4 protein-coding genes are annotated in these 3,162 nt (G+C 68.5%); 2 read left to right on the forward strand and 2 right to left on the reverse strand.

Annotated features, from left to right (window positions below; translation table 11 throughout):
* Together AC1D1G_RS43545 and AC1D1G_RS43550 are read left to right on the forward strand one after the other, a co-directional pair.
* The coding region (locus tag AC1D1G_RS43545; RefSeq protein ID WP_477956747.1) for an ATP-binding domain-containing protein at positions 1-1,401 on the forward strand (1,401 nt) is incomplete at its 5' end.
* On the forward strand, positions 1,398-1,784 hold the full coding sequence (locus tag AC1D1G_RS43550; RefSeq protein WP_280782489.1) for a DUF732 domain-containing protein: 387 nt from the start codon (positions 1,398-1,400) through the stop codon (positions 1,782-1,784). The genes AC1D1G_RS43545 and AC1D1G_RS43550, both read left to right, overlap by 4 nt.
* A 13-nt stretch (positions 1,785-1,797) precedes the next feature.
* Here AC1D1G_RS43550 and AC1D1G_RS43555 read toward each other — a convergent pair whose 3' ends face one another.
* On the reverse strand, positions 1,798-2,250 hold the full coding sequence (locus AC1D1G_RS43555; protein ID WP_477956748.1) for a universal stress protein: 453 nt from the start codon (positions 2,248-2,250) through the stop codon (positions 1,798-1,800).
* Positions 2,251-2,438: 188 nt separating this feature from the next.
* Positions 2,439-3,162: SCO6745 family protein (locus AC1D1G_RS43560; RefSeq protein ID WP_477956749.1), on the reverse strand; the 724-nt coding region annotated here is incomplete at its 5' end.

Below are 3,162 nucleotides of genomic sequence, written 5' to 3' on the forward strand. Positions count from 1 at the left end.
ATGCTGGACGTGCTCAAGAAGGCCGTCCGGGATCGGCAGGAAGTGCCGTCGCGTCCCGTCGAGCTGACGTTCGACACCTACCGGATCACCCTCGACCGCAAGGTCGTCACCCGCGCTCGTGGCCGGGCGAGGTCGTCGCGGCGCCCGCACAACCTGGCACGGCCCATCTTCGTCTCGTCGGTCATCGAGGCACTCGCCCAGCAACTCGCGGACACACTGGGCGCCAACGTCGTCGACGGCGGGAACCTGCTGAGCCGGGACGACATCGCCGACATGCGGGACGAGATGCGTGAAGACCCGGAGATCATGACGGCGATCAGCGCGCTGTGGCCGGAACTGTCGCCGCAGCAGGTCCTCGCCGAGCTGTACGCCTCACCGAAGCGGCTGGCCGATGCCGCGCCGAATCTGACCGAAACCCAACGTGAGTCGCTGCGACGCCCCGTCATGCGCGGCTTCAGTGCCGCCGACGCGCCACTCCTCGACGAGTTGGCGGAACTGCTCGGCGTCGACGACGCCGCCGAACGGGAGCGCGCCCGCCGCCAGTGGCGGGCACAGATCGCGGATGCCCAGGGCGCCCTGGACATCCTGACCGGTTCGGCGCCGCAGGATCTCGAGGACGAGCTGGACCCGGAAATTCTGATGGCGTACGACCTGATCGACGCCAGTCAGCTGGCCGAACGCCACGACGTGGGACAGCACCAGACCACCGCGGAGCGCGCAGCGGGCGACCGAACCTGGACCTACGGCCACGTGATCGTCGACGAGGCGCAGGAACTCTCGGAGATGGCCTGGCGAATGCTGATGCGGCGCATACCGAATCGCTGGATGACGCTGGTCGGCGACACGGCGCAGACCGGCGACCCGGCGGGTACGTCGTCGTGGCAACGGATCCTCGAGCCGTACGTGGCCGCACGGTGGAAGCTCACGGAATTGACCGTCAACTACCGCACTCCGGCGGAGATCATGACGTCGGCACGGCGGGTTCTCGCCGAGATCGACACAGAGCAGACCGTGCCGCGGTCGGTGCGCGAATCCGGATTCGCGCCGTGGGCGCTGCAGGTGTCCGAACCCGATCTCGCGGACACCGTGCGCACGTGTGTGTCCCGGGAAACCGGACCGGGCACGACTGTCGTGATCGGGGGCCACGACCTCGTCGCCGCACTCGCCGATCTGAAGTCGGACRCCGTCAGCGTCCTGACGGTGCGGGACGTCAAGGGGCTGGAGTTCGACTCGGTGCTCATCGCCGAGCCACAGGACATTCTCGACGAGTCGCCKCGGGGGATGAACGACCTCTACGTCGCCCTGACCCGCGCGACGCAGCGACTCGGTGTGGTGCATACGAAGACGTTGCCCGCGGTGCTGTCCGAACTCGGTCCGGCCGAGGTCGGGATCCTGTCGTGACACCGGGCGGTCGCGGTCGGCTGATCGGGTGTGGGCTCGTCCTCACCGCGATCGTGTCGACCGCGTGTTCGGAGGCCACCGCCTCCGACCCGCCGTCGACGGCCTCGGTTGCCGCCACCACTGCCGCATCACACCTCGACGCCCGTGGCCTGCGCTACAAGGAGTCGCTGACCGGGGCCGGCATACCGGCGCTGCCTGACGACACGGTCATGGCTCTCGCCAACGGGATCTGCGGCCAGCTGTCCGAGGGGACGGACGAGGCCACGATCCTCGCGCATCTGACCCCGATGGCGCAGTTCGCCTCGGCGACGTCGGATATCGGCCTCACCACCGAACAGGTGGCGCAGGTCTATCTCGATGCCGCCGAGGCGAATTACTGCTGATCCGCGTGGTGCGTCAGCGCACCGTGTGGACGATGAGGACGTCGGACGTCGACTTGCGTGCGGCATCCGACGGAACGGAGCCGAGGAGACGCCCGGTAAGGGTGTTGAGTCCGCGGTTGCCGATCACCAGAAGACCGGCCTCGACCTCGTCGACGAGGTTCAGCAGCGACTCGACGGGCGCACCGACGAYGGCGCGTTCCACGACCTCCTTGGCGCCGGCGGCGTGGGCGCGCTCCTTCGCGGTGCGGAGGATCTCGTACGTCGGGGCGGAACCGGTGATCTGGTAGGCCTCGTCACCGAGCGCGTCGGCGGCCTGCCCGACGTCCTTCGGATCGGCCGGGTAGTACGCGCAGGCGATGATCAGCTTGGCACCGGCGTCCCCCGCGATGGCAGCAGCCTTCTCGACGGCCAGAAACGACGACTCGGAGCCATCGGTTCCGACGACAACGGTCCGGTAGGCGCTCATTCATTCCTCCATGTCTGCGGTGGTCAATTGGCCGGGGTCCGGACATACGTCATGCCTGGACCCAGCAGCCACTGCGCTGACCCTAGCTGTATCGGTGCCCGCATAGGTGCATTTGCAACACATGCCACAGGGGATATCCCCAGTGCATGACGGATCACATTCCGGAGGCGCTTCGGCTGTGATCAGCGTCAGCGTGACGTGCCGACCTTGGGACCGAACACGCCGGCGGGGAACACGCCCGCCGCGACGATCGCGTCGCGCCACGGGGTTGCGAGTTCGACGAGCCGGGCCGCCCCGTCCTCCCCCAGCGCGGCCCACGGAGCCAGCGCGAGATCGTCGGTGAGATCCTCGACCAGTTCGCGCAACTCCTTGCCGTCGGCGGTGAGTTCGCCCCGCGCATCCAGGATCTCGCGGTCACGCAGACTGTCGCTCGCCGAGTCCCACTGGTCCTGGGTCCAGGCGCGGCGCGCCATCGCGAACTTCTTCTGGAAGCCGAACCCGGTCGCGGTGTGCGTGATCAGCGATTCGAGTCCGCTCAGTCCCGCCGTCTGCAGGGCGGCGACGTGACCGTCGCCGCGGTACTCCCGCAGCAATGTGAGGGCATGCCAGAAGGCGAGGTGCGGTGTGTCCGGCCACTCCACCCCCGCGTACCCCGCGTACAGCGGCCGTCCCTCGACACCCGGGATTCCGCGGGCCGCGATCGACGCGAGTTCGGCGGCCTCGGCCATCTCCGGTGAATTCGTCACCGATTCGCCGAGAAGTCGCACATACGCCTCCCCGACCGCCCGGTACCGCGCGTCGACGACTGCCGCGGGCGTGGCCAGACCCCAGGCACGCGGAATGACCGACTCGATCACGGCCGGACTGAAGTTGTAGAAGGTCGCAGTGACGACGCCCGCACCGACCGCGCCC

The organism is Rhodococcus sp. P3_B8 (assembly GCF_056402775.1).